Source organism: Ignavibacteriota bacterium (genome assembly GCA_016707525.1).
Classification (GTDB): Bacteria; Bacteroidota; Ignavibacteria; order UBA10030; family UBA6906; genus JAGDMK01.
The window spans coordinates 34,686-57,341 of record JADJHP010000006.1; the positions used below are offsets into that span (position 1 = coordinate 34,686).

11 protein-coding genes are annotated in these 22,656 nt (G+C 62.8%); all 11 read left to right on the forward strand.

Annotated features, from left to right (window positions below):
• Positions 1 to 17: 17 nt before the first annotated feature.
• The 11 genes from IPI01_10675 to IPI01_10725 all read left to right on the forward strand — a co-directional run bounded on the left by IPI01_10675 (position 18) and on the right by IPI01_10725 (position 22,649).
• Positions 18 to 5,177, forward strand: a complete 5,160-nt coding sequence (locus IPI01_10675) for a glycosyltransferase (GenBank protein MBK7258240.1) — start codon at positions 18 to 20, stop codon at positions 5,175 to 5,177.
• Positions 5,174 to 7,051, forward strand: a complete 1,878-nt coding sequence (locus IPI01_10680; GenBank protein ID MBK7258241.1) for a glycosyltransferase — start codon at positions 5,174 to 5,176, stop codon at positions 7,049 to 7,051. The genes IPI01_10675 and IPI01_10680 overlap by 4 nt, the downstream gene beginning before the upstream one ends.
• Positions 7,052 to 7,063: 12 nt before the next feature.
• Positions 7,064 to 7,801: a class I SAM-dependent methyltransferase gene (locus IPI01_10685; protein MBK7258242.1), complete on the forward strand. Its 738-nt coding sequence runs from the start codon at positions 7,064 to 7,066 to the stop codon at positions 7,799 to 7,801.
• On the forward strand, positions 7,798 to 8,991 hold the full coding sequence (locus tag IPI01_10690) for a glycosyltransferase family 4 protein (protein MBK7258243.1): 1,194 nt from the start codon (positions 7,798 to 7,800) through the stop codon (positions 8,989 to 8,991). Before IPI01_10685 ends, IPI01_10690 begins: the two co-directional genes overlap by 4 nt.
• Positions 8,992 to 9,013: 22 nt before the next feature.
• Positions 9,014 to 9,853, forward strand: coding sequence for a hypothetical protein (locus IPI01_10695; protein ID MBK7258244.1), 840 nt, complete (start codon positions 9,014 to 9,016; stop codon positions 9,851 to 9,853).
• On the forward strand, positions 9,850 to 11,487 hold the full coding sequence (locus tag IPI01_10700) for a glycosyltransferase family protein (GenBank protein MBK7258245.1): 1,638 nt from the start codon (positions 9,850 to 9,852) through the stop codon (positions 11,485 to 11,487). Before IPI01_10695 ends, IPI01_10700 begins: the two co-directional genes overlap by 4 nt.
• Positions 11,484 to 13,382 carry a tetratricopeptide repeat protein gene (locus IPI01_10705; GenBank protein ID MBK7258246.1) on the forward strand — a complete coding sequence of 633 codons (1,899 nt, stop codon included), beginning with the start codon at positions 11,484 to 11,486 and terminating at the stop codon, positions 13,380 to 13,382. The genes IPI01_10700 and IPI01_10705 overlap by 4 nt, the downstream gene beginning before the upstream one ends.
• A gap of 75 nt (positions 13,383 to 13,457) precedes the next feature.
• Complete coding sequence (locus IPI01_10710; GenBank protein ID MBK7258247.1) at positions 13,458 to 14,045, forward strand: class I SAM-dependent methyltransferase; 588 nt, start codon at positions 13,458 to 13,460, stop codon at positions 14,043 to 14,045.
• Positions 14,042 to 18,202 carry a tetratricopeptide repeat protein gene (locus tag IPI01_10715; GenBank protein ID MBK7258248.1) on the forward strand — a complete coding sequence of 1,387 codons (4,161 nt, stop codon included), beginning with the start codon at positions 14,042 to 14,044 and terminating at the stop codon, positions 18,200 to 18,202. Before IPI01_10710 ends, IPI01_10715 begins: the two co-directional genes overlap by 4 nt.
• The gene (locus IPI01_10720; protein ID MBK7258249.1) at positions 18,199 to 21,063 is read left to right on the forward strand and encodes a tetratricopeptide repeat protein; all 2,865 of its coding nucleotides are present in this window, start codon (positions 18,199 to 18,201) and stop codon (positions 21,061 to 21,063) included. Before IPI01_10715 ends, IPI01_10720 begins: the two co-directional genes overlap by 4 nt.
• A complete protein-coding gene (locus IPI01_10725) occupies positions 21,063 to 22,649 on the forward strand; it encodes a tetratricopeptide repeat protein (GenBank protein ID MBK7258250.1) in 1,587 nt (528 codons plus the stop codon). Before IPI01_10720 ends, IPI01_10725 begins: the two co-directional genes overlap by 1 nt.
• Positions 22,650 to 22,656 lie beyond the last annotated feature (7 nt).

Genomic DNA, 22,656 nt, shown 5'->3' on the forward strand with positions numbered 1-22,656 from the left:
TCGTGGACTACTGCCACATGGAAGATGAGGAGTGGAACAACGGCGGTTATCCACGACAGGCGGTACAGATGCAGGAAGTCCTGGACCTGAATATCACCTCGTCGGCATACCTGCGGGATTGGGAGATACGCCGCGGGGGCGATCCCTCCCGGATCGAAGTATGCACCACCAACATCGACACACGGCTCTGGCAGCCCGACCCGTCGGCGCGGGCACGTCAGCGTGCGGCCCTTGGTGTCGAGGATGGACTTCCGGTCATTCTCTTCTCGGGAAGGATCGTTGCGCAAAAACAGCCAGCGGTGCTGCTGGAGGCCATCCGGCTGCTCCATGCCAGAGGTGTTCCGTTCCTGGCCTCGTTGCGGGTGATAGCGATCCTCGAACGATTGGTAGCGGATCCTGCCTTGCGTGCGCGCCTCGGAACGTCAGCCCGCCGGCGGGTCGAGCAGCATTTTTCCCTGCACCACATGGGTGAGCGCATGATCGCTCTGTTCGAGCATGCCCGCCAGCTTCGCACCACGAAGCCCCGCACGTCGGTGGCGATCGGCCTCGGACGTTCCACTGCCCTCGAAGCGTTGGAAAGCCATCGTAACCGTCCGAACCGCTGGTGGTACACCGGCGTTACCGATGCCGCCGAAGAAGTGATCCGGCTGGTGAAGGAGGCCCTCGGGAAGGATGACCACGCGACTGCACTCGTCCATCTCCGCGCACTGCGTGCAATGTTCGTCCGTGCCGAAGACAAGGCGCGCGTGGCGATGATCGACACCCGGATCGCCGAGATCGAAGGTCTGCCTGCCGCAGGGGCGCCGCCGCGGGAGGATGCGCCACTCGTCTCCGTGATCATCCCGTGCTATGCACAAGCGCAGTACCTCCGGGAAGCAATGGAGAGTGTGCTCGCGCAGACATACTCGCGGTGGGAGATGATCGTTGTGAATGATGGCAGTCCGGACAATGCTTCTGATGTTGCCCGGGCGTTCATGGCCGATCACCCTGACCGCGCCGTGCGTCTTCTCGAGCGGCCCAACCACGGGGTCTCGAACGCCCGGAATGCCGGCGCCCGTGCGGCAACGGGGGACTTTCTCGTTCCGCTTGATGCGGACGACCGGATCGCGCCGGGGTTCATCGCGACATGCCTTGCGGCGTTCCGATCGGCGCCGGAGGCCGGATTTGTGTATACCCATATCAGGCGATTCGGACTTGTGAACGAGGTGTTCGTGCTGCCGTCATTCGACGCACAGACGGTCGTTCACAAGGACAACACGATCGCGATCTGCGCCTTGATCCGCCGGGCCATGTGGGACCAGGTTGGCGGGTACAATGAAGCTATGCGCGAAGGATATGAGGATTGGGATTTCTGGGTGGGTTGCATCGAGAAGGGATGGGTCGGGGTGCGCATTCCGGAACCGCTCTTTGAGTACCGGATCAAGCCGACAGGGACGAACACCAGCGCCAACCGGCGGAGGATGGACCTCATCGCGCGTATCGTCATGAATCATCCTTCATTGTACGAACAGTCAACAAGAACGTGGGCAGAACAGCACGTGAGTGGAACGAGCATCGATCGGCCCGGGAACATCCAGCCCCTCAGGATCGCCTATCTGATCCACAGCATTCAGGGCGTGACGGGAGGGAACCAGACCCTGCTGCATCATGCGAACTCGATGGTGAATCTGGGTCATGACGTCACGATCGTGACCTATTCAGAGCCTCCGGAGTGGATCGCAGTGCACGCCCGGGTCGTCCGCGTTCCCGTCAGCATGCCACTCGCGGCAGGTGTCCCTGCCGTGGATGCCGTGATCGCAACATACTTCCTGAATGCCTTCGAACTGGAACGAGTCACCGCATCGGTGAAGATCTACTTCGCACAGGGGGACCAGTTCATCTTCGGCGACACGCCGGGCACGGCGGGCGGGCCGGCGGCGGCGCAGGTCCGACAGATGCGCGACATGTCGGCTGCGTCGTACCGATTGGCAGGGGTACAGGTCGTGGCGAATTCCCGGACGCTCCAGAGGAAGATCCGCGCACATGGCGGCGAGACGATCGAAGACATCGTGCCCGTGTGTGTGGACCACGCGATCTTCCATCCCCTCCCGCATCCCGCAGAGAAGGTGCTGCCCCGCATCCTGATCGTCGGGCCGGACAGCACAGGGACAGCGTTGGAGCCGTTGACATTCAAGGGGATCGGCGACATCCGTGAGGCGCTCACGGCCCTGCGTGCGGAAGGCGAACGCTTTGAGATCGTGAGGATCTCCAACACGCCCCCGGAGATCTTTCGTGATGTGGAGTGTGAGTTCCATCAGGCACCGCCGGATGAGGAGAAGACCCGCTTGTTCGGAACGGCCGACATTCTGGTGTATGCTTCGCATTATGATTCCTGTCCGCGTCCGCCGCTGGAGGGAATGGCCGCCGGGTTGGCGGTGGTATGCACCGCTACGGAGGGAGCAGCGGAATATTGTGTGCAGGGCAAGAACGCCCTGCTCGTCACCCCCGCCCGGCCGCAGGAACTTGCAGCCGCGGTGCGTGCAGTGTTGCACGACGGCGATCTTCGTCGGCGCCTGCGGGATGGCGGGCGTGCGACCGCGGATGAACGTCCGGCGGACCGCGAATGGAGCACCATGCTCTCCCTGATCGCACGCGCGCTCCCTGCAGGAAGTGCGAACAGATCATCAGTTCATTCCGCCCGGAATGAGAATGCCGTGACGTGTGTCGTCGTTCCGCAGGATGTGACCGACGGCCGATCGTACGCCAGGCTCGTCAACAACACATGGCGGGAATCGGGTGACGGGCCTTTGTGCGTGATCCGGGATGGCGTTGCAGGCGCAGCGGGATGGCAGGAGAGGCTGTGCGCGGTCCTTCAGGCGGAACCCGCATGTGCAGCAGTTGCTCCTTCGGTGCTTTCAGGATCTGACGTCCAGGGGCACGAAGCCGTACGTGCCTTTGAGGAACGTACATCAGGAAGAAGAGTGTCCCTGTCGACACTTCCGGTCCATGCGTGGATGCTCCGCGGTGGCCTCATTGCGCAGGTCGGGTTGCTGGATGAGACACTCGCTTCGATCGAAGCCGTCGTGGATGATCTTGCTTACCGGGTTCTGCTTGCGGGCGGGGATATCCGGTCGATAGGAGAATGCGCCGTGACGGTGCCAGCCGGAGCCGCGGCTGTGACCGTCAGGGAAAACCCCCTGCCGGTGCGCGCGCAGCAGGCGAGCGACCACTTCGACGGTGCGCGGAGAGAGGTGCTGCGGGCGTGTACGCTTGCACGTGCTCTTGAAGAAGCCGAACGATATGAAGAAGCCGTCACGATCCTGGACGAAGCGATCGTCCGCGTGCCGGAGAGTCCGCGCCTGCATACCGCGCGCGCCTGGCTCCTTCTCCGGATGAATGAGTATGAACGGGTGTCGAACCTCCTGCTCCCGACGCCGGACAGTGTGAAGCGGGATCCCGTGTGGCTGGAGATCGCAGGATGTGCCATGCAGGGAATGGGCGAGACGACGCTGGCGCGGCAATGTGCCGACAAGGCCCTCGCTCTCGATCCGACGTGTGCCCGCGCCCTGGTTCTCAGGGGAATGCTCGCCGTGGATGATGGCGATGATGCGGCAGCGATCAGAGCGTTCCGGGAGGCGGTCACCGCCGACCCCTCATCCGCCATGGCGTTCGCTCATCTCGGTGCCCTGCTCTGGGTCACCGGTGAGCGTGTGCAGGCGAGCAGCGCCATCGAACGGGCATTCATACTGGAGCCCACCCACCCGGCGGTCCTCGTGAGCTATCGCGAGATGGTCCACGAGAGCGGCGCCTATGCGTCCGCGGTGCCCGTCGTCCGTGACGCCTGCACGTATCATCCGCACCACCGGACGTTGGCGGTGGTCCATGCTGAGATCCTGAGCGGTGCCGGCCGGATCGCGGCGGCTCTGGAAGTCCTTGTACATGTGATCGCGGAACACGGGCCGGCCCAGGATGTGCTGGACATGGCGTGCGCTGTCCGCCGGCAGCAGGGCCCGTACGGCCCCGCCCCGGCCGACGGGGTGTCGCTCTGCATGATCGTCAGGAACGAGGAGGCCGCGCTTGCACGTTGTCTGGCCGATGCGACGGCGTTCGTCGATGAGATCGTTGTAGTGGATACAGGATCCACCGATCGTACCGTGCAGGTTGCGACGGCATGCGGCGCACAGGTGCATGCCATGTCATGGCAGAATGACTATGCGGCGGCGCGGAACGTGGCGATGTCGCATGCCCGCGGCGCCTGGGTGTTGTCTCTGGATGCAGATGAACGGCTGGCATTGGCGGACCGTCAGAAGTTCGCCGCCATGATGGAGGCCCTGAGACGGTCACCTGCCGGTGTCGTGTTCACGACGCGCAACTACGTCACCGAGGCCGGGGTCGAAGGATGGCGAAGAAATGACGGCACGTATGCCGAAGAGGCCGGGTCGGGCTGGATCCCGAGCGACAAGGTGCGCCTCTTCCCGCGTGATCCCCGGGTCGTGTACGAGCAGCCGGTGCACGAGGTCGTCGAAGCGTCCCTGCAGCGCTGCGGGTTCCCGCTCATACGCATCGAGATCCCGGTCCATCACTATGGACGGTTGGATGCAGCGAGGACGCGCGAGAAGGCGATCCGTTATGCTGAGATCGGCCGGGAGAAGCTTGCGCGCGGAGAAGCGAATGACCTCCGCGCAGTGCGGGAACTTGCGGTACAGGAACAGGAGCTCGGCAACCATGCCGCTGCGATCCCGCTCTGGCAAAAAGTTGTGCAACTCGATCCGGCCGATGCGCGTGCCTTCCTGGGCCTGGGTGTGAGTCTTGCGGAAGAACGGCAGTCTCCGGGTGCTCTTGAAGCTCTGGCGTGTGCAATGCGATTGGACCCTGTGATGCCTGAAGCCCCGGTGAAGTATGCCCTTGTAGCGCTTGAGGCCGGTGATGTTGCCGGTGCGGTCAGGACGCTGGAACAGGCGCGCCTGGCCACGCCGGAGTACCCGTTTGCGATCGCCGCACATGCGGCGGCACTCGCATGCAGCGGCGATATCCAGGGTGCGCAGCGGTCCATGGACGAGCTGCGCCGTCGGGGTATCGATGGACGCGGATTCTTCGCGCAGGTGGTCCGGGATCTGATGGGGGCGGGGCAGGATCCCCTTGCGCGTTCTCTTATGATGGTTCTTCAGTCAACAGAAGGGATGGCGGTCGCACAATGAACACACTCTCCCAGCCGAACCCACAGAAACAGCAGGCCCGCGTCATGCTTGCGTATGTGTACTATCCTGTGACCACGGCGGTGTACTTCGAACGTGCTTTGCGGACGGATCACCAGGTGGTGACGATCGGGCCCAAGATGGATGATGGGCTGATCCAGGCGTGGAATCTGCAGGCGATGCGCCAGCCGATCAGGGACCAGCAGATCCCGACGGAGTACGAGCCGGACCTTGCCGCGCTCTTTCGGAAGTTGCCCACGTCGATGCATCCCGACCTCTATCTCTGGGTGGAGTCGGTGAACGGGCACTTCCCGCGGAACCTGGAATCGGTCCCGGTCCCGAAGGCCTGCTACCTCATCGACAGCCACCTGAACCTTGCGTGGCATGTTCAATGGGCGCGGCAGTTCGATCATGTGTTCATCGCGCAGCGCGAATACATTCCTGCGTTCCGGGAAGCGGGCAACAAGCATGTCCACTGGCTCCCCCTGGGCGCCGATCCGGATATCCACCGGCGGGCGACCGGGGAAAAGAAACACGACATCGGGTTCGTTGGTTCGCTCAATACCGAACGGCGCGTCCGCCTGCTCAATGCGCTGGAGAAATTCCACAAGGTCACCTATCAGCGCTGTTTCTGGACCGACATGGCTGATTTCTTTGCCGAGAGCCGGATCGTGTTCAACAATGCGATCAAGAACGACCTGAACATGCGGCTGTTCGAGGTGATGTCGACGGGGACATTCCTGCTCACGGACAACGCGGCCGGCAGCGGGCAGGATGAGATGTTCCGGGGGTGTGAAGATCTCGGACAATATACGGACGACACGCTCGTCGAAATGGCGCGGTACTACCTGGAGCATGAAGAGGAGCGCGAACGTATTGCAGCACGCGGACGGCGGCTGATCCACCGGGCTCACACGTACGCCCACCGGATCGATGACCTTCTCCAGGTGGCGATCGGGGGGAAAGCGGACACGTTCTCGGCGCAGGAACTCCGGGAGCAGTCCATCGCCGGTGAGCCGGCTCCGGCACCATCCTCACGTCCGCTTGTGGTGCCATCCACAACGCCGGCGCCGGTGGAGCGGAGCTTCGTCATCCCCGTGCTCGACATGTCGCCGGCCAGTCCCTATAACATCATGACGCTGCTGGAGGATCTTCGTACCATCCCCGGCGATGTGATCGTGGTGTGCAACAGTCCGGAGATGGCGGCGAAGCTCCAGGGGCATCCGCGGATCGACTACATGGCCTCGATGAGCCACAATGTCGGCGTCGCCCGGGCCTGGAATATCGGCCTGGCGATGTCGCAGAGCCCGGTGACGTTCATCCTGAATGCCGACCTTCATGTCTCGGGCGAAGTGTTCGCCAACCTTGAGCGTGCGCTCAACGAGCTTCCGGATGCGGCGGTCGTCGGGCCCCAGGGAAGTTTCTTTGATTTTGCCACGGCACAGGATATCCAGTACTTCCAGCGGGGATCGTTCTCCGCGCCCGTCAATGTGGATGCGGTGTCCGGATTCCTGTTCGGCGTCCGCACGAACGTGTTCGGTCCCGGCGGCATGCAGTTCGAGAACATGTTCACCCCATGCTATTTCGAGGAATGGGATCTCGGCCTGCAGTGCCGTCTCATGGGTGTCAAGTGTTACATCGTTCCGACAGCGGGGTACGAGCACGAATGGAGCGGGTCGATACGGGCGCTGCGGACCATCAAGTACTTCCGTTCGGAGGCAACGTCGCGTGAGATCCTGGACCGCAACCGGGTCCTCTTCCTGGAAAAGTGGAAACGCATCGCACGTTCAGCAGGGGAAGCGGGGTTCCTGGATTCGTTGTGGACCGACTACCGTGCCGCTCATGAGGCCGCGGCAGCCTCACCGGTGGAAAGATAGAGAGGAAGGACCATGACAGCCACGCGGACATTTTCGCCGCTCCTTGCACGTTACGAAGAGAAATATGAGGACCGTCCCCGGATGGAGCTCCTGGGGCTGTTGGATATGCCGTTCCGGACGGTCCTGGAGATCGGGTGCGGAGGTGGGGCGACGGGAAAGATGATCAAGCAACAGTATCCAGGGACGACGTATATCGGCGTTGAGATCGACCGTGAAGCGGCGGGGGAAGCCCGGAAGGTCCTGGATCATGTGGTCACCTGCGATGTGGAGCGATTCACCCTGGAAGACGCCGGGATACCGCTGCAGGAGGTGGACGTTGTGATCCTGGCGGACGTGCTGGAGCATCTGTATGACCCGTGGAAACTGCTCCGTTCCCTCCACGCGCACCTCCGTCCGGAAGGCGCCGTGGTGGCCAGTATCCCGAATGCTCAGAACGTCCGCCTGCTCCAGAACCTTGTGAACGGGTTCTGGACCTACGGCAACCAGGGATTGCTCGATGCCACGCACATCCGGTTCTTCACGATGATCGAGATCGGCCGGATGTTCACGGGGAGCGGCTATCTCATCGATCAGTTGATCAGCAGTTGCGATGCGGACATGCCGTCCGGAGGGAGCTGGCCGAGGGACCTGACCCTTGGCAAGGTGACCCTGCATGGCGTCACGCTTGAAGATCTCCAGCAGCTCTACACGTTCCAATATCTCGTTCGTGCGCGGCGTCAGCCGGCGAACGGCACAGGAGGAAGGCCATGATGTATGCGGTCTTGCCGACGGGCAGTTTTCACGGTTGGGGTGTATGCGGCAAGTACATCACCAAAGAGTTGTCGCGCATCACTCCGGTCGGACTCATCACAGAAGGGTTTGACCAGGCCGCGATCCAGGACGTGTTCGACTACCGGCTCCTGAAGGGTCTGTTGGTGCCGGAGCACGAACAGCAGCAGCTTCGCAATGGTGCGGCGGTGACCGTGGATGTGCCCGTCCTCCAGAATATCGTGGATAAGACGCTCCGTCCTGCGTTGCCTGCGTTCCATGGATCATGGAATGCCGGATACACGTTCTTTGAAGATACTGTGCTGCAGCCGTCCTTCATAGAGAATGGCCGGCGGTTCTATGATGTCGTGGTCACGGGATCCTCCTGGTGCGAGGAGGTGCTCCGCGGATACGGGCTCACGAATGTCACGACGATCATCCAGGGGATCGATCCGACGATCTTCAACCCCGGCCATGCGGAGAAGGAGTATCTGCAGGATGCCTTCGTGATATTTTCCGGGGGAAAGTTCGAACTTCGGAAAGGGCAGGACCTGGTGGTCCGGGCGTTCAAGGTGATGCAGGACCGGTATCGGGATGTCATGCTGGTGAACAGCTGGTACAACCATTGGGCTGCCAGCATGCAGACCATGACGGCATCGCCGCACATCCGTTTCAACCCGCAGTCAGGCGAGTATATGGCGATCATGGAGAGGATGTTCGTCGAGAATGGCATCGATCCATCGCGGGTGATCACCCTGCCTCCGCTGCCGAACATCATGATGACACGGATCTATCGGAATACGGACATCGGTGTGTTCCCCAACCGCTGCGAAGGGGGAACCAATCTCGTGCTCATGGAGTATATGGCGTGCGGCAAACCCGTGATCGCTTCATATTCGTCGGGCCACCGGGATGTGCTGACCGACAGGAACAGCATGCCTCTCCGGGCGCTGCGCCCCATCTCCATATCCCATGGCGGCGAGCAGGTGGCAGTGTGGGATGATCCGCAGCTCGATGAGCTCGTCGAGCGGCTGGATTGGGCATATCACCATCGCGATCAGGTGCGCGCGATCGGGAGTGAGGCCGGACGATCCATGGCGCCCCTGACCTGGGAGCGCACGGCACGGCAATTTCATGCGGTCCTGAACAAGCAACAGGTATCACACAACGTACCTGCCCATCAGTATGCCTGATGTGCGGTGCGGGGAGTCTGCAATGCAGGAGACAGTCGTTTGTGTGGCAACGTCGGAGCGGACCTGGCGATCGCTCGGGCGATATTGCTTCAATGCGCCGTTCATCGCGAACCGTGACAGGTTCGACCTTGCGGTCGGATTCAACGGGGACGATCCTGAAGGGAGGAGATACCTTGACACCCTGACCCCCGAGTACATCCTGACGCGGCCCAATACCGGTCACGATCTGGCGAACTTTGACAATCTTATCAAGAACATACCGGGGTATGCGCACTATATCCTCCTGCACGACGACCATTGGTTCTACGATGATATGTGGTTCGAGCGCCTGGAGGAATTGCATGCATCATCCCCGGCGATCGGCGTCTTCGGGAATCTGGTGCGGTTCGATCTCACGGGGGATTTCAAGGAGTATCATGACCGGCTGTGCAGCGACATGGGATATACCGAGGTGATCGGCAGGCCGTATCCGCACTTCGTGCAGGGGCTGGCCGGGTCATACAAAGGAGAGGTCATCCGTGCGATGCTGGAGCAGGATGGCATCCCGCATCTCCACCGGAGTGTGCAGGCGGCGGCACAGGTCTTTGAACGGGTCTTCAGCGGATTGATGTTGAACCAGGGTGTTCAGTTCGGGCAGATCCCTCCTGGATTCGAGCTGTACCTCGTTCACCGCGATCATAGTTTCGTAGCGATCAAGCTGCAGCAGGCAGCGCAGCATATCGCCGATGGGAACCGTGACGCTGCTGAAGAGATCTTCGTGATGCTCCATCACCTGCGGCCGGACGATGCCTCGGTGAAGGTGCGCGTCGAAGCGGTCCGCGCCGGGTTGAGTGATCCTGCCAGGAATCCGGTAGAGACATGACACAGACAATGACACATAGCATGGCCGCCTTCCAGGCGACCGTCAAACAGCATCCATCCTCCCCCGATGCCTGGTTCAATCTCGGCAAAGCCCTCGCCGATGCCGGAGCATTTGCCGGAGCCGTTCTTGCGTACAGGCGCTCGGTCGAGTTGGGACCCGGGGATGCTTCCGTGCACTACAATCTGGGCAATACCCTCCGGCGGGCAGGTGATACGGAGGCTGCGATCGCCGCGTACCGCACTGCCATCACGTGGGACGCCAATACTGCCGTGATCCATCTGAATCTGGGGTCCGCTCTTGATGATGCCGGGGACCTTGACGGCGCTGTTGGTGCATACAGGGAAGCACTCAGGTGTGATCCGCGGTCGGCACAGGCCTTCAACAATCTTGGCAACGTGTACGACAAACGGGGCCAGCATGCGCGTGCCGAAGAAGCCTATCGCAGTGCCCTCAGGCTCCAGCCGGACCTGCCCGATGCCTGGTACAATCTTGCCGGCGTGCTTGCACGCCAGGACCGGCCGAGGGAGGCTGAAGCCGCGTACCGCGGCGCTCTCCGATTGCGGCCTGAGTTCGTGGAGGCCGTGATCAACCTTGCAGGGGTCGTGCAGGATCTGGGCCGGTTCACCGAGGCGATCGAGTTGCTCCGGCACGCGGTCAGCCTGCAGTCTGCCTCTGCGGAGGCTCATTTCAATCTCGGCCTGGCATTGCTGCAAAGCGGTGCATGGGAAGAAGGATGGAAGGAATTCGAATGGCGCCACAAGACCGCGGAGGGTCTCACCCACACGCGTGAGGGATCGCACCCGGCATGGGATGGTGTCGTCCGTCCACAGGGAACGCTCCTGGTCCGCGCCGAACAAGGCTACGGGGATACGCTGCAGTGTGTGCGGTTCCTTCCGCTCCTGGCCGCGGACAACGTGCGCGTGGTCGTCGAATGCCGTGCGGAGCTCCTGCCGTTGCTTGCATCCTTGCGGGGACCGGTCGAGCTCACGACGCCGGACCGGCCCGTCATGGGCGTGACACATGAGATCGGTTTGCTTTCACTCGCCGCCATGCTCCACACGACGCCCTACACGATCCCGTCCCGCGTGCCGTACCTGCACGCGCCCGAAGACCGCTCAGCTGCATGGCGGACGCGGCTCAGTGCCGGCCGCCGCGCGTTGCATGTTGGCATTGCTCCATCGGGCAATCCCTCTCACAAGAACGATCGGAAGCGATCCATCCCACAGCAGGAACTTCTCCCTCTGTTCGGGGTGCAGGGCGTGGTGTGGCACACGTTCTTCTCGCCATCGGATGTGCACGCGGAAGGCTTCCCTCCGGGACTGCCCGTGGTCCATCATGGTGACGAGATCCGGGACTTCGGTGATTCCGGCGCGCTCATGGAGAACCTCGATCTGCTCATCAGCGCCGACACCGCACCGGCGCATCTTGCCGGGGCCCTCGGGTGCCCGGTGTGGGTGATGCTGCCGTACAATCCGGATTGGCGCTGGCTTCTTGTGCGGAATGATACCCCATGGTATCCGACGGCACGGCTGTTCCGTCAACCCGGCCCCGGTGCCTGGATGCCGGTGGTGGAACAGATCCGCGAGGAACTGTCACGGATCGCAACGATCACGGTCCCGGGGGAGGATGCATGACCGCCGTGGCGGAACACGTGCAGGCAGGGCTCGAGCATCATCGTGCCGGACGGCTGGACGATGCGGCGCGTGAGTATGGCTACGTGCTCACCGCGGACCCGTCCAATGTTGCCGTGCTCCGGCTCATGGGTATCCTGCACACCCACCGTGGCGATCACGACCAGGCGGTGATGGTGCTGCAGGCCGCCGCCGCGTTGGAACCCGGTGCGGCGGAGATCTTCAACGACCTCGGGCTTGCGCTCCGTGCGAAGGGGGATGTTCATGCGGCGCTCGATGCGTTCAATGACGCACTGCGTCTGTTCCCGAAGTTCGGTCCGGCCCATTTCAACAAGGGAGTGACGCTGGAGGCGTTGGGCGCTCGTGTGCAGGCAGTGGATGCCTACACCCTCGCGCTGGAGGCCGATGCGGGGCTCCATGCAGCACGATTCAATCGTGCATCGATACACTTTGCTGCCGGACAGTATGCCATGGCCGCCGACGATGCCGGCAGTGTCCGTCTTGCCGATCCCGCTCTGCTTGAAGCACATGTGTTGTATGGCCGCGCGTCACTGGAACTCCGGCGACTCGCCGACGCGAAAAAGGCCTTCCGGGCTGTGATCACCCGTGCGCCGGGGTTCGCTCCCGCACACACTCTTCTCGGTTCGGTGTATACGATCGAACACAAGTTCCAGGATGCCGCGATCGCGCTCACCGAGGCATTGCGCCTCGATCCGGCCGATGTGCAGGCGACGTTCCTGCTGGGACTTGTCCGGTTGCATCAGTACGATCTGGCCGCGGCGCACGACCTGCTCGATCGCGCCCGGCTGGCACAGCCGTTGCGCCCGGAGATCACCACGGCGCTGGCGTTCACCGCGCGCCGTGCCGGACGCCTGGAGGATGCCCGCATGTACCTCCGCGCGGCGCTCGACGCCGATCCGTCGTATGCCGACGCGCACTGGCACCTCGCCGACCTCCATCTCCTTCTCGGGGAGTATGAGCAGGGATGGGAAGAATTCGAATGGCGATGGAAGCATGAGGGGTTCCTCACCCCGGGGTGGGACCCTTCGATGCGTGCGTGGCAGGGGGAGCCGGTTGAGGGGAAAACCATGCTGCTGTACCCCGAGCAGGGGTTCGGCGACACCCTCCATTTTGTGAGGTATGCATCGCTCCTCACAGAACGCGGTGCACACGTCTACCTCGGCACGCCACCGGAACTCGCCGACCTCCTTGCAGGCATTCCCGGTATCCGCGGTGTCGTCACCTCACGGTCGGATGCCCCTCCGTGTGATGTGATCTGTCCGCTGATGTCGTTGCCGCGCCTCTTCTGTACGCATCCCGGCAATGTTCCGGCAACCGTGCCGTATCTCTTCGCCGATCCGGAAAAGGTCCGCGCCTGGAGCACACGGTTCCCCGATGATGGCAAGCTCCGTATCGGGATCATCTGGTCCGGCAATCCGAAGCAGGAGAACAACCGTCACCGGGCGTGCAGCCTGAGCGACCTGCTGCCTCTCCTCGGGCGCGACCAGTGCCATGTGTACAGCCTGCAGAAGGGAGAACCGACCCACGAGCTTGCTGATCGCCCGGAGGCGTCATCCGTCATCGACCTTTCGGCGGGGCTGACAACTTTCGCGGAGACGGCTGCCGCGCTGCAGAATATCGATGTGCTGATCAGCACGGATACCGGGAGCGTCCATCTCGCGGGTGCCCTCGGGCGTCCGGTCTGGCTCCTCGTGTCGGCGATCCCTGACTGGCGATGGGGTGTGTCCGGTGCGACAACGCCCTGGTACCCGGATGTAACGATGTTCCGTCAGCAACACTGTGGCGACTGGAGCGGGGCGGTGCACGCTGTCGGCGAGGCACTCGATACTCTGCTCCGGTCTCGTGTCCATGTCCATTCTCATCGTACGGAGGAATAGGAATCTATGCTCACGCGTGATGCTGTGCTGCCGATCCCGGCGGGGGGATTGGAGCGGTTCGCCGATTTCCTTGCGATGACGATCGATCAGACGTATCCGGAGAAGCCATCCGAACCTCATGTGAGTGTCACCGCGATCATGCTGGATAAGGTGCTCGACCTGAGCGGGCTGCGGAAACCCAGCCGGATACTTGACGTCGGGTGTGGACAGGGGCCGGCGCTCGATGTGATCCGTGAACGGGGATATCACGCTGTCGGGATCACGGTGAACGATGAGGACCTGCGCGTGTGCCGGGAGAAGGGACATGACGTGTACAAGATGGAGCAGTCGTTCCTCGATTTCCCGTCTTCAAGTTTCGATCTGATCTGGGCGCGCCATTGCGTCGAACACAGCGTGATGCCGTTCTTCACGCTGTTCGGGTTCGCGGCCATCCTGCAGGAGGGAGGATTCCTCTACCTTGAAGTGCCGGCTCCGGATACGGCGTGCCACCACGAAATGAACGTGAATCACTACAGCGTCCTGACGAAGAGTTCATGGAAGTCGCTCCTGCAGCGGTGCGGCTTCTCGATACTCTGGGAGAATGACTTCGAGTTCCAGGTGCCGGCCGGGCCGGATGCGTACCTCATGTTCGTTTGTCAGAAGAAATCCGCCGTGAAGGGATGACGACCACCGCCTCCATAGAACACGCTCTCGAAAAGCACCGTAGCGGGGACCTTGCCGGTGCCCGGGAGGCCTATGGCCTGATCCTCGAGGGCCATCCGGAGGATGTGACCGCCGTGCACTTGATGGGCGTGATCTGCAGCCAGCGTCATGAATGGCACGAGGCGGAATCCTGGTTCCGCCGGACGATCGCGCTTGCCCCTGCATACGCCCCCGCATATGGGAACCTCGGGCTTGTCCTCTCCGAAACGGGGCGTAGCGAGGAAGCCCTGGAGTGCCTGGAGCGGTCGCTCACGCTCGACCCCGGTCAGGCGGGCGTCTGGAACAATCTGGGGATGGTCCAGGTCCGATGCTCACGTTACCGCGATGCGGTGCATGCGTGCCGCACCGCACTCGACCTTGCGCCGGCGTCGGCGGATGCGCTCTGCAATCTCTCCAATGCGCTGCGTGGTATCGGCGACCTGAACGGCGCTCTGGATGCCGCCACCCGTGCCACGGAAGCTCGTCCCGGTCTTGCCGAAGCCTTCAACAGCAAAGGGAATATCCTCGCCGGTCTTGACCGCACCGGCGAAGCGATGGATGCCTATACGCGTGCCATCGAACTCCGTCCGGACTATCTCAGCCCGCTGAACAATCTTGCGAAGCTCTCTCGGGAGCGCGGCGACCTTGTGAACGCACGGGCACTCTATGGCCGCGCCCTGGGGATCGATCCGGCGTCCGCGGACGCACATTGGGGATCCTCCTTTGTGCATCTCCTTGCCGGTCAGCTCGACCGGGGATGGGAGGAGTATGCGTGGCGCTGGCGGCTGGCCACGGTACCTGATGCCCGTGTCTTCGATTCTCCCCGTTGGGACGGTACGGCACGCCGCGGGATGACGTTGCTCCTCGTCTGCGAACAGGGACTCGGTGATGCGATCCAGTTCATCCGCTATGCCCCCCTCCTTGCGTCGGAGGGGGTGCGCGTCATCGTGGAAGCCCCCGAAGCGCTCGTTCGCCTGCTTGGCACCGTTGCCGGCGTGGAACGGGTCGTGGTGCGGGGCACACCCCTTCCAGCGCATGATGCCCACTGTCCGTTGCTGGATCTTCCCGGTCATTGCCGGACGACCCTGGCAACGATCCCGGCGAACGTACCGTACCTGCGTGTGACGCCTGCGGCGGATCATTGGAAGGAACGTGTCGAGTGCGACCCCTCCCGCATCCGGGTCGGACTCGTGTGGGCGGGGAGTACGGGGCACATCGATGACCGCCGCCGTTCCTGCGGCGTGGACCTCATGAGCCGCATAGCGGAGGTTCCCGGTGTCACGGTGTATAACCTGCAACAGAACGTGAACGCCGGGAGTGTCCCGGGGAGCCTCCGGAGTGTCTGGGTGGATCATAGTGCGGCGTTCCATGATGTGATGGATACTGCCGGCCTTGTCGCGCATCTCGATCTGGTCATCACGGTGGATACCATGATGGCGCATCTTGCCGGTGCCCTCGGCATTCCCGTGTGGTTGATGGTGCCGTACGCACCGGATTGGCGGTGGATGCTGGGCCGCAGGGATTCGCCGTGGTACCCGACGATGCACCTCTTCCGTCAACCGGAACCCGGTGCATGGACTGAGGTCATGGATCGTGTGGTGGAGGAACTGTCGGGGTTCGTATCGGAACGTGTCTCCCCGGCTCCGTCCGTGGCCGCCCTGCCAGGCATCGAGCAAGCGCTTCAACTCCATGAGGCCGGTGACCTTGCAGCGGCGGGTGCTGCCTATCGCGCGATCCTCCGCAATGCGCCGGACGACCATGACGCATTGTATCTTTTCTCCGTACTCGGGCATCAGACGGGGCGCGCCGGTGATGGCCTTCGTTGTGTCCGGCGGCTGCTGGAACTTCAGCCCTCGCACGCCGAAGGATGGAACAGCCTCGGCAATCTTCTGCATGACACGGGGGACCTGCAGGGAGCCGTGGATGCCTTCGAGAAGGCGCTCCGGATCAGGCCGGACTACGGCGACGTTGTGTACAACATGGGGCGGGTCCTGTGCGACCTGTGGCGGTTGGATGAAGCGCTGGCATGCAGTGAGCGTGCGAGAATGATGGGAGTGCCGGAGAAGCTCGCGAGGAATAACGCCGGGCTCGTGCTCTACCGTCAGGGACGGTTCGGGGCTGCCATCGATGAGTATCGCAGGGCTCTTGCACTCGATCACGGATTCGTGGATGCGCACTGGAATCTCGCCCATGCGCTTCTCCACACCGGTGAGTTCGGAGAGGGCTGGAAAGAATTCGAGTGGCGTTGGGCGCGTCCGGATTTCCAGAGCTTACGTGTCCCGTACACGATGCCACGCTGGGACGGTACGCCGATGCCGGACAGGACGATCCTCCTCTGGGCAGAACAGGGCTTCGGTGATGTCATCCATTGTCTCCGGTATCTGCAGGCGGTGGCTGACCGCGGCTTACGCATCATCGTGGAGGCGCCGCTGCCCCTCCAGCGGCTCGTATCAGCATCGCCGTACGTAGCGGACGTCGTCCGCCGTGGATCCCTGCCGCCGCACGACGTACAGCTTCCACTCATGAGCCTCCCCGGTGTCCTCGGACATCCCAGGGGGGCGTTCCCATCGGGCCCGTTCATCACGGTTGATGATGCGGCACGCGAACGATGGGAGGAGAGGTTCGTCCATATAGGGTCCGCTCTGCGGGTCGGGATGGTGTGGTCCGGAAGCCGCACAAATCCCGCCGGGCGCTACCGGTCGGTTCCGATCGCCGCCCTGGCCCCGCTTGCAGACGTGCCGGGTGTTGTCTATGTCGACCTTCAGAAGGACGATCCGGACCATGACTTCGCCGGGTCGCCGCTTGCCATGATCGGCGCAGACTGGACACGTGAGTTCATCGATTTCACAGACACCGCGGCACTTATCTCCGTCCTGGATGTCGTCGTCACGATCGATACCGCTGTGGCGCATCTTGCTGGCGCCCTCGGGAAGGAAGTCTGGTTGCTGCTCTCGAAGCATCACGACTGGCGCTGGGGAGGTGAAGGCGAAACGACCCCGTGGTACAGGTCGGTCCGGCTTCTACGACAATCCCGGCAGGGCGATTGGCAGGATGTGGTCGCGCGATGCCATGCGATGCTGGAACGGCGGATCTCCTTTGAAGCATCAGCCAATGCCGGGGTCGCGCGGATGCACGAGGGGAATCCCGGGCAGGGGGTGCGCGACCTTCAGCGGGCGGTGGCCCTTGCCCCTGACCACGCTGGCGTCCACTTCGATCTGGCCCTTGCGCTGCTGGCCACGGGGGAGTGGACCCGTGGGTTTGTGGAATATGAATGGCGCCTGCGCATGGAAGGTGCGCACGCCTCATGCCGTCCGTACCCGCAACCGCGGTGGCACGGCGAATCCATCCGGGGAAGAACGATACTTGTGTACGCCGAACAGGGATTTGGTGATGCCATTCAGTTTGTACGGTATGCCGGCCTCCTGCACGATCTCGGTGCACGCGTCATCGTTGAGTGCCGGCGGGAACTGACGGCGCTCTTCCATTGCGTGGCCGGTGTTGATGCAGTGATCGCGCGAGGCGACGCCCCGCCGGCGTTCGACCTGCACGTTCCGATGTTGAGCATCCCGGGGATCCTCGGAACGACGCCGCAGAATGTGCCGGCGAACATTCCGTATATCGTACTGCCGGAAGGGCCAGCATCGGAGAGGCCTGTACTCTTCGCAGAGGCTCAGCCGGGACCCATGATCGGATTGGTATGGTCGGGCAATAGTGTGTCGTCGATCGACGGCGAACGATCGCTCTCACGGCAGGAGATGTTGCGGTTCCTTCCTTCCGATGGCGTCACGTACGTACGTCTCCAGCCTGGCCACCCGGGTGCAGGAGTGGAGGAACAGGACGGAGAACATCACGTGATCGATGCATCGCCGGTGATCGGGGATTTCATGGATACCGCCCGTATCATCAGCCATTGTGATGCGGTCATCAGCGTGGATACCGCGGTCGCCCATCTGGCGGGTGCCCTGGGCAAGACGGTCGTGAACCTGATCCCTGTCCATGCGGATTGGCGCTGGCTCACGAAAGGCGAAACGACAGCGTGGTACCCGACAATGAGGTTGCGCCGAGTCGCAACGCGGAGTCTGGGAGGATGTGTTGCAGGGTGTGGGGCACGATATTCACCGGATACGAGAGCACTATGATCATCAGTAATGAGAAGCAGTCGGCATCCGACAAGGATGCAGCGATCCGGCGGACATCCAAGGCCGAAGCGTTGAACGTTCTCGGCATGAGGGCGGTCCAGCGTGGCGATTACGCCGAAGCCGTGTCGTTGTTCAGCCAGGCTGCGGCAACGGACCCGGTGTCTGCAGGGGCGCAGTACAATCTTGCGCGTGCGCTCAAGGATGCAGGACGGACCGTGGAGGCGCTTGCCGCGTTCCGGAAGGTGGTTTCTCTCCATCCTGCAGATGCCGATGCATGGTACACCATGGGGAATACCTGTGCGATGCTGGGCGAACACGCCGAAGCAGAGCATGCCTATCGCCGTGCCCTTGAACTCCGCCCGGAAGATGTCCGGATGTACAACAATCTTGCCGTGGCATTGCAGGCGCTGGGGCGCCTGGATGAGGCCGATGCGGTCGCCTGCGTTGGCCTTGCCATCGATCCCGGGTATGCGGATCTCCACTACAATCATGCCCTGGTGTTGCTTCTGCAGGGACGCTTCACGGACGGATGGCGGGAATTCGAATACCGCTTCGACACCAGCGACCACGCCAATCCCCTTCGCCCGGATGTGCATCCGCGGTGGACCGGTGGACCGTTGGAGGGGAAGACACTCCTCCTGGCGTCCGAACAGGGGCTCGGCGATACGATCCAGTTCATACGTTTTGCACGCGACCTCAAGGACCGGGGGGCGCATGTGATCGTGGAATGTGCCCAGGAGCTCGCTGCGCTTCTTCTCTCTGCCCCTGGCGTTGATGCGGTGGTGCCACGCGGCAGCGCGATGCCTTCGTATGATATGTGGACCCCCATGCTGAGCGTCCCGGCGATCACCGGGATGGACAACGAACATGTGTTCGGGCTTTCGGTGCCGTATCTGTTCTCCGATCAGGGCAACGTGACAGCGTGGCGATCGCGCCTTCAGGGATCCCCTGCAGGAGCGCGTGTGGGATGCGTGTGGTCCGGCAATCCGCGTCACCGCAACGACCGCTCCCGGTCGTGTCCCCCGGGAGAGTTCACGGCATTGGCCGCGATCCCCGGCATCCAGTTCTTCAGTCTTCAGGTCCGGAACGATACCGCGGCATCCCGCGCGTTGTTCCCCATGTGTCATGACCTCACCGACAACATCCGTGATTTCAGTGATACGGCAGCGCTGATCAGCGTGCTCGATCTCGTTATCACGGTGGACACCGCTGTGGCACATCTGGCAGGGGCGATGGGGAAACCCGTCTGGCTCTTGCTCCCGCACGCGCCGGATTGGCGGTGGATGCTGCGGCGCAAGGACAGTCCGTGGTATCCCTCCATGACGATCTATCGTCAGGAGCATGCCGGGGAATGGTCGGAGGTTTTCGCGGTGGTCGCCAGAGAATTGCGCAGGATGGCATCGATGCCGCATCAACCGTCGCGCGCTCTCTCCGGTGGCACGTCGTTGCGGGGTCCGGTCTTGCGAGGTGCACCACCCCGCCACGATGTGCGGGCGCTCCTGGATCCGGCACCGTTGCTTGCCTATGCGGACGCTCTGACGCAGGCGGGCAACCGCCGCCATGCCATTGATACGTACCGTCGGCTTCTGGCCTTCCACCCGACGATAGCTCCCGCGTGGAACAATCTCGGGGTCTGTCTCCAGCAGGAAGGCGACCTCTCCGATGCCATCGCCGCGTTCGAACGTGCTGCCAAGCTGGATGCCTCGAATGCCGCGGTCCTGAACAACTTCGGATTTGCGTTGAGCGAGTACGGTGTCCGTGCCCGCGCGGCCGAGGTCCTCCGCCGTTCGATCGCGCTGGACCCCGCGCTCGCGGAAGCACACAACAACCTCGGGAATATCCTCAGAGCCGAGGATGATCGGGTGGGGGCGCGGCTCGCGTATGAGACCGCGATCTCCTGCAGGGCGGACTTTCCTGAGCCGCACTGGAATCTGGCGCAGTTGCTCCTCCAGGACGGCGAGTTCGAGCGGGGGTGGGTGGAGTATGAATGGCGCTGGCGGCGATCGGATTTCACCAGCCCGTTGCGCAAGTTCTCACAGCCGCTCTGGAACGGCGAGGATGTCCGGGGGAAGACTATCCTGGTCCATGCGGAACAGGGATTCGGTGACACGATACAGTTCATCCGCTATCTGACCATGGTGCATGCACGCGGGGCGCGTATCGTCCTCGAATGCCAACCGGCGCTGGTCCGGCTCTTCCTGGGCCTGCCGATGGTGCATGCCGTCGTGGGAACGGGTTCACCGCTTCCTGCATTCGACGTCCATGTGCCGTTGATGTCGCTCCCCCGGATCTTCGGGACCTCGCTGAAGACCATTCCGAAGCAGACCCCTTATCTGAATGTGCATGGCGCCGATGTGCGGCAATGGCGTTCCATCATCAATGGCGAAGGGCCCGCGGTCGGTGTCGTCTGGTCGGGGACCCAGCAGGTGAAGGTGCTTCGCAATCGGACGTGTCCGCTTCCCTTGATGGCCCCTCTGTTCTCGGTGGCGGGTGTGCGGATGTACAGTCTTCAGGTCGGGGATGCGGCCGCGGAACTCGCGAAGGTGCCGACAGGTTTTCGGCCGGTGGATCTTGGTCCGCACCTGCGTGACTTTGCGGACACCGCCGCGGCGGTGAGCATGCTCGATGTGGTGATCAGCATTGACACGGCGGTGGCCCATCTTGCAGGCGCACTGGGGAGGCAGGTGTGGTTGATCCTTCCGGAGGATGCTGACTGGAGGTGGATGCGTGATCGTGACGACTCACCGTGGTATCCGGGGATGCATCTGTACCGTGAGAGGCGGGGGGAGGGTTGGTCTCCCGTGATAGCTCGTGTCGGTGAGGCGTTGCATTCATTGGTGGACAGGCATCGGGGACGGTGATGAATGCCCGCTGGGACATACCGATGGAGCAGAAGCAGCCTTCCGTGACGCTGCAGGCGGTCCGGGAGGCGCGCCGCCGGGGCGATCTGGTGTTCGCGCGTTCGGGATATGAGCAACTGTCCGCCGGCAGGGATGCATCATGGGAGTTGTTCGTCGAGTGGGCGGAATTCCTTGGCGGAACGGGTGCCGCGCAGGGATCGGTGACGGCGTTGCGGGAAGCGGCGCGAAGGTTTCCGAACAACCCCGCGGTGTTGAACAGTCTCGGGCTCGCATTCCACGGAACGGGGGACTATAGCGAGGCGGTACGATCGTTTGAGACCGCGCTTCGTGCAACGCCGGGGGCCGGGGCCATCGCGTACAATCTGGGCAATGCCCGCAGGGAACTTGGCGACATTCCGGGTGCGATGGCAGCATACGTGAAAGCTCTGGAACTCGGTCCGCCGGTGCCCGAGATGTTCAACAATCTCGGGTTGCTCTTTCAGGAGACCGGCGATGCTGCGCACGCGATAACGGCATATCGGTCGGCGTTGGGCCTCGATGCGGCGTTCCTGCCTGCAGCGCTGAATCTTGGTTACATCTCCATCCAGGAGCGCCAACCGGCTCTCGCGGTTGCCGTGCTGGAGTCCGCGCTCGGGCATCATCCCGAGCATCCCGATGTGCACTGGCTCTTGTCGCATGCGTTGTTGGTCATGGGCGAGTATCCGCGGGGCTGGAAGGAATACGAGTGGCGTTGGGAGAAGATGAGGAATGCCACGTATCGCCGCAAGGATGCGTCGCGCCAGTGGACTGGCGAGCCGCTTGCGGGCAAGCGCATTCTGTTGTACGCCGAGCAGGGGCTTGGAGATGCGATCCAGTGTGCCAGGTACATTCCGATGGTAGCGGCGGCGGGTGGTGTTGTGGTCGTTGAATGTCAGCCGGAGCTCGTTGAGCTCATGCGGACCGTGCGGGGTGTTGCGGAAGTTGTCGTGCGGGGGGCAGAGGTTCCTGCTTGTGCACTCGAATGTCCCCTCATGTCGCTTCCGGGAGTATTCGGGACCACATTGGCGACTGTTCCGAAGGAGGTCCCGTACATGGTTCCGGATCCTGCAAAGGCGGCGGTGTGGGAGGCGTGGAGTCGGGACGGGGGGGCGGGGCGTCGGATCGGGGTGGTATGGGCGGGGAATCCGTCGCACCGGAACGATATGCGGCGGTCGTTGCCCGCATCGTATCTGTCGGGGCTCATGGAAGCGGGGGATGTGCGATGGATAAGTCTTCAGAAGGGGGAGCGGGGTGATCGTCGTTTGGAGGTGCCGCGGGGGGTGCAGATCGAGGATATGGGGGAGCGATTGCATGATCTTGCGGACACGGCGGCATTGCTCATGCAGTTGGATCTTGTGATCACGGTGGACACGGCGGTAGCGCATCTGGCGGGGGCGTTAGGTCGGCCGGTATGGGTCGTGTTGCCGTACGCGCCGGATTGGCGGTGGTTGTTGGAGGGGGAGGGAACGGTCTGGTATCCGACGGCGCGTCTCTACCGTCAGCCTGCTCCCGGCAACTGGGGTGCCGTTATTGCCCGTGTCGTTGCCGACCTTGCTTCCCTGCCGTGACCCCTGG